A 5,070-nucleotide genomic window follows, 5' to 3' on the forward strand; every position below is an offset into this window, starting at 1 on the left:
CGATGCCCAGCGAGATGAACGAGACGATCGGCTGGGTGGCATCCAGGAAGGCCGCATTGGACGAATAGCGCGAGCCGTGGTGGTGCACCTTGTAGAGCTCGATCTCGCCCACGAGGGAGGAGATCCCCGTCTCCACGTCCGGTGTCACCCCCGTGAGATCGCCTCCCACCAGCGCGTCAAAGGCCCCATAGGAGATCTTCACGACCACGGACTTGGCGTTCTCGTCGCCGCTGGTGCCTCCCGCGGCGATGACCTTCAGTGTCACCTGGTTGCAGACTGTGAAGGTCTGCCCCTCGCGAGCGGTGTTGCGCTTGCCAGCGAAGTGGGCGGCGTACTCGTCATAGGTGGCGGAGGCGTAGGTGCCGCCATGGTCGTAGACCGCGTCGATGGGAATCGCGTTCGTGCCCACGTCCACCTCGTCCAGCCCTCCCATGTGGTCGGCGTGGAGATGCGAGACGAAGGCCATCTGCACGCGCGTCACACCGATCGACTTGAGGTACGCCTTGATGGTCGTGCCCGAGCCCGTGGGGCCTCCATCGAAGAGGACCGCGCAGCCACCGGGCGCCACGAGGACCGCGGCGTCACCCTGGCCAATGTCCAAGGTGGTGAAGCGCAGGTTCTGTGCGAGCGCCACGGCTGGCAGGAGGAGGAAGAAACAGACAGTCAACGAGGCCACGGACAGCTGACGATGGCGCATGCGCTCGACTCCACGGCTTGGGGGGATGCGAGCGTTGTACGAGCCCCTGTTTCAGAGCGTCAATTGGTGAGACTCATTTTCTTGGAATTAGGGAATTCATGTTGTGCGCGTGAGCCCAGACACTCCGTGATTCATCTGGGTCCGATGTGCCTCGGTAGGCGCGGTCTGGCTCAACCTGTCTGCTTGTCTGACAGGTTTGTGTCTAGAGTCGGCGGCATGGACGTGGCGGAGTTCATCGAGACGCGGCGCCCCCGGTGGGAGAAGCTGGAGTCACTGCTCGACAAGGCAGAAGTCGGTGGCCTGCGGACGCTGAGCCTCGAGGACGCGCGCTCGCTCGGGAAGATGTACCGAGCTGTCTCGAGCGATCTGCTGTGGGTGCGCGCGCGCAGTGGCTCCGCAGACGTGAGCGCCTACCTCAATGATCTGGTGGGGCGGGCCTACGCATTGACGTACCCGGGCAAGCGCCCGCGCTTCGCGGACGTGTGGAGCTTCGTCTCGCGGGGCTTTCCGGCGCTGATGCGGCGGGAGTGGCGCATGTACCTCGCCTCGGTGCTGCTGTTCATGGCGGGCATGGGCTTTGGCTACCTGGGCATGGCCATGGACCCGGACGCCGCGCACTACCTGGTGCCCGGTGAGCACCTGAAGCTCGACCCCGTCGAGCGCGCCGAGAAGGAGGCCAAGGGCGAGGGGATGACGGTGGAGCAGCAGGCGTACTTCTCCTCGTATCTCTTCACCCACAACATCCAGGTGGCCTTCCTGGCGTTCGCGCTGGGCATCACCGTGGGGATCGGCACGGCGTTGATGCTCTTCATCAACGGGCTGTTCCTGGGCGCACTGGCCCAGGTCTATACAGACAAAGGGATGGCCGACTGGTTCTGGGCCTGGATCCTCCCGCACGGCATCCCCGAGATCACCGCGATCTGCATTGCGGGAGCGGCGGGGCTCGTCATCGCCCGAGGGCTGGCGGCGCCCAAGGGCCTGCCTCGGGGCCTGGCGCTGCGCCAGGAGGCGGTGACGGCGGTGAAGCTGCTGTTCGGCACGCTGGCGCTCTTCGTGCTCGCGGGCTTCATCGAGGGCACGGTGTCGCAGATCCATCCGCCCAGGCTGTCGGCGGCCTTCAAGATCTCCTTCGCGCTGGTGGTGGGCGCGGGCGTCTACGCCTACCTGTGCTCGGACTTCATGCGCGCCCGGAGCGAAGAGGCCTCAGAGGCTACAGCACTCCGCGCGCCTTGATGTCCAGGTAGCGGTTCACGGCGGCCAGGCTCAGCTCGTCTGGCTGCACGTCGATCATCTGCACCCCGCCCATGCTTACCTTGGCCTTGAGCATCTCGCGGTCCACCAGCAGCTCGGAGGCCACCGCCTGCTGGAAGGCCTCCTCTGGACCGGGCGGCGCACGGCGCAGCAGCCCCAGCAGCGCCGTGTCCTTCACTGAGAGGCACAGCGGCACGTGCCGGCGCGCCAGCCGGTGCAGGGGGTTGATCATCGTGGACGCCTGCTCCTCATCGAGGAAGTCCGTGAAGACGCACAGCAGGCTGCGCCGCGTGAGCCGGACGTTCAGCTCCTTGAAGAGCGCCAGGTAGTCCACGTACGTGAGGCTCGGAGTGGCCGAGTAGAGCGCGTCCACGATCTTCCGGTACTGCCCGCGCCCCGCCGCCGGCGCCAGGTACCTCTTCACCCCGTCCGCGAAGACGACCAAGCCCACCCGATCGCCGTTGCGCACCGCCACGAAGGCCAGGAAGAGCGCCGCGTTCACCGCGTGGTCCAGCTTGGTGAGCCCATCCACCTGCGCCGCCATGGAGCGCCCGGCATCGACACATATAAGGATGGACTGCGAGCGCTCGGACTCCATCACCCGGGTGACGGGCTTGCCGCGCCGGGCCGAGGCCTTCCAGTCCACCTCGCGCACCGAGTCCCCCTGGGCGTAGTCGCGCAGGCGGGCGAACTCGCTGCCCTGGCCGTCCCGGCGGAGCTGGCGCAGGCCCAGGTTCACCAGATCCAACGCCGCCCCCGAGAGCAGCAGCCGGCTGGCGCCGCGCAGATCCGGGAACACCGAGGCGCTCTGCGCTGCCTTGAACATCCGCTCGTGGAACACGAGCCCCAGGGGCCCGCGCACTCGCACGTGCACATCCCCGAAGGCGAACTTGCCACGCTTCGTGGGCGTCACCTTGTACACCCAGCGCGTCTGGCTCTCCGGGGGGAGGCTCAGCGGGGCCTCCTCCGGCGTGGCGGTGAAGGCGTCCGGCACGTCATCCCGCACGCGCACTTGCACAGCCTGGGTGGAGCGGTGGATGAGCTGCACCTCCACCCGGTTGGCCACGCCTACCGACAGTTTTCTAGGCAGATGACGGTGCACCTCGAGCCGCACGCGGCGCGCCAGCAGGAAGTCCACCCCGGCCAGCCCCACCACCAGCACATCCAGCGCGAGCACGAGCCCGCCCAGCCCCGGCGAGAATCCCGCCGCCATCATCGGCAGCGCCAGCAGGGCGAGCAGCGCCCACAGGCGCGTGGTGGGAATCACCGGGGAACCTCGACGGACTGGACCACCTCGCGCAGCACGTCCGTGGGCGTTGCCCCATCCAGCTCCGCGTCCGGAGACAGCAACAGTCGGTGCTTGAGCACGGGGCCCGCCAGGAAGCGCACGTCATCCGGCGTGACGAAGCCGCGGCCGCGCAGCGCGGCGAGTGCCTTGGCCGCCATCAGCAGGTGCACCCCCGCGCGTGGGCCCGCGCCCAGGCGGATGCGGCTGGAGGTGCGCGTGGCCGACACCAGCTTGCGGATGTATGCGAGCACCGGCGGCTCCACCGTCACCTCGTTGAGCGCCGCCCGGGCCTCCATCAGCCCCTCCTTCGCCACCGCCGCGCCCACGCCCGCTCGGGTGAGATCTCCCGCATCGAAGCCGCGATTCACCGAGGCGAGGATGGCGTCCTCCTCCTCGGCGGCCGGGTAGCCCACCTCGATCTTGAACAGGAAGCGGTCGAGCTGGGCCTCGGGCAGCGGGTAGGTGCCCTCGGACTCCACCGGGTTCTGCGTCGCGAACACCGTGAAGAGCGGCGAGAGCGTGATGTTGCGCCCCTCGAGCGACACGGCGCGCTCCTGCATCGCCTCCAGCAGCGCGGACTGCGTCTTGGCCGGGGCGCGGTTGATCTCGTCGGCCAGCAGCAGGTCCGTGAAGATGGGGCCTCGCACCAGCACGAAGGACTGTGACTTCAGATCGAAGATGCTCGTGCCCAGGATGTCCGCGGGCATCAGATCCGGCGTGAACTGGATGCGCTTGAAGTCCGCGGTCACGCTGCGCGCCAGCGCCTTGGCCATCAGCGTCTTGGCCACGCCGGGCACGCCCTCCAGCAGCACGTGGCCACCGGCGATGAGGCCGCAGAGCATCAGCTCGAGCGCCTCGTCCTGACCGACGACGGCCTTGCGTACCTCGCTCAGCACGCCGTCTCGGATCGCGTTGGCGGTCTGCACCGCGTTGCCCGGCGGGGCGAAGGAAGGGGCGGGGACGGAAGGGACGTTCATGACTCCTCGGAGGATGCAGCGGGCGCGCGCAGGGGCCCGGTGGGGTGAATGCGGTTGCGCAGCTCGGCGGCGCGCGCGGCGAGCTGCTGGAGATCCTTGTCGCTCTGCGTCTCCTCGGCGCGGCGGACGATGGCGCGCAGGGCCTGGGACAGATCCTCCCGGCTTCGGGCCTGGAGCCCCTCGGCGACGGAGGCGGGGGAGGCGTGCGCGGGCAGCCCAGCGTACAGCGCCAGCTCCTGCGTCAGCCCGCGCGCGATGAGCCCCGCGGCGAAGGGGTGGTGGCCCCCCTCGCGGTAGAGGCGGCTCATGGCGAAGAGGGCGTCCGTGGCGCCCACGCGGACCGACTCCGGCGGCGGGCGCGGACGTCCAAAGCGCTTGAGCGAGATGGACCACAGCGCCACGCCCAGCAGCAGCTGCGCCACGGCGAAGTGCAGGCCGTAGCGCTTGGCGAAGTCCACGATCGAGCGCTCGTTCTTGAAGCCATGGTGGAACTCGCTGAACTCGAAGGGGCCCGGGCCCAGGGCGGGCAGGATGCTCAGCCAGAACTGCGCGTTGTCCGCGCGAGCGAGCGCCTGGTTCATCGCCAGCTCGGGCGCACCCACCACCAGCACCTTGCCCAGGCCGTAGGGCACCACCGCCGCCACCGGACGCTCCAGCTGGGCATCCGTCAGCACGGGCACCGCATCCGCGGGGAGCTTTAGGAAGGCCTGCACCTTCGCCTCCACGCGCTCCACTCCCAGGGTGTAGGGCGTGGGCAGGGGCGGCACGAGCGTGCGCATGGGCAGCGAGGTGTCCACCTTGGAGAGCTTCACCTCCAGGGCATCCAGGAGCGGGTTCTCCCGGGAGCCCCAGGGCAC

Annotated in this window: 5 protein-coding genes; 1 reads left to right on the forward strand and 4 read right to left on the reverse strand. The window is 68.9% G+C overall.

The genetic code is table 11. The features are described from left to right. Positions 1 to 697, reverse strand: a 697-nt coding sequence (locus VD972_RS14030) for a ComEC/Rec2 family competence protein (protein WP_324986695.1), incomplete at its 3' end; no start/stop codon positions are given. A 216-nt stretch (positions 698 to 913) separates the two neighbouring features. On the opposite strand from VD972_RS14030, the gene VD972_RS14035 reads away from it, so the two are divergent. Next, entirely contained in the window at positions 914 to 1,930 is a 1,017-nt protein-coding gene (locus VD972_RS14035) for a stage II sporulation protein M (protein WP_324986698.1), read from the forward strand. On the opposite strand, the gene VD972_RS14040 is transcribed toward VD972_RS14035, so the two are convergent. From VD972_RS14040 to VD972_RS14050, 3 genes are all read right to left on the reverse strand, one after another. Beyond that, positions 1,908 to 3,215 carry a DUF58 domain-containing protein gene (locus VD972_RS14040; RefSeq protein WP_324986701.1) on the reverse strand — a complete coding sequence of 436 codons (1,308 nt, stop codon included), beginning with the start codon at positions 3,213 to 3,215 and terminating at the stop codon, positions 1,908 to 1,910. The two genes, VD972_RS14035 and VD972_RS14040, sit on opposite strands and share 23 nt — an antisense overlap. After that, positions 3,212 to 4,213, reverse strand: coding sequence for a MoxR family ATPase (locus VD972_RS14045; protein WP_324986704.1), 1,002 nt, complete (start codon positions 4,211 to 4,213; stop codon positions 3,212 to 3,214). The genes VD972_RS14040 and VD972_RS14045 overlap by 4 nt, the downstream gene beginning before the upstream one ends. Continuing rightward, positions 4,210 to 5,070 (reverse strand): DUF4350 domain-containing protein (locus VD972_RS14050; RefSeq protein ID WP_324986707.1); only part of this gene is annotated, 861 nt, incomplete at its 5' end. The genes VD972_RS14050 and VD972_RS14045, both read right to left, overlap by 4 nt.

The organism is Hyalangium sp. (assembly GCF_035629615.1).
Taxonomy (GTDB): domain Bacteria; phylum Myxococcota; class Myxococcia; order Myxococcales; family Myxococcaceae; genus Hyalangium.

Bases quoted from the DNA above. Each gene is read 5' to 3' on its own strand.
- VD972_RS14045 (WP_324986704.1), bottom strand. From the start codon at position 4,213: ATGAACGTCCCTTCCGTCCCCGCCCCTTCCTTCGCCCCGCCGGGCAAC.
- VD972_RS14035 (WP_324986698.1), top strand. From the start codon at position 914: ATGGACGTGGCGGAGTTCATCGAGACGCGGCGCCCCCGGTGGGAGAAG.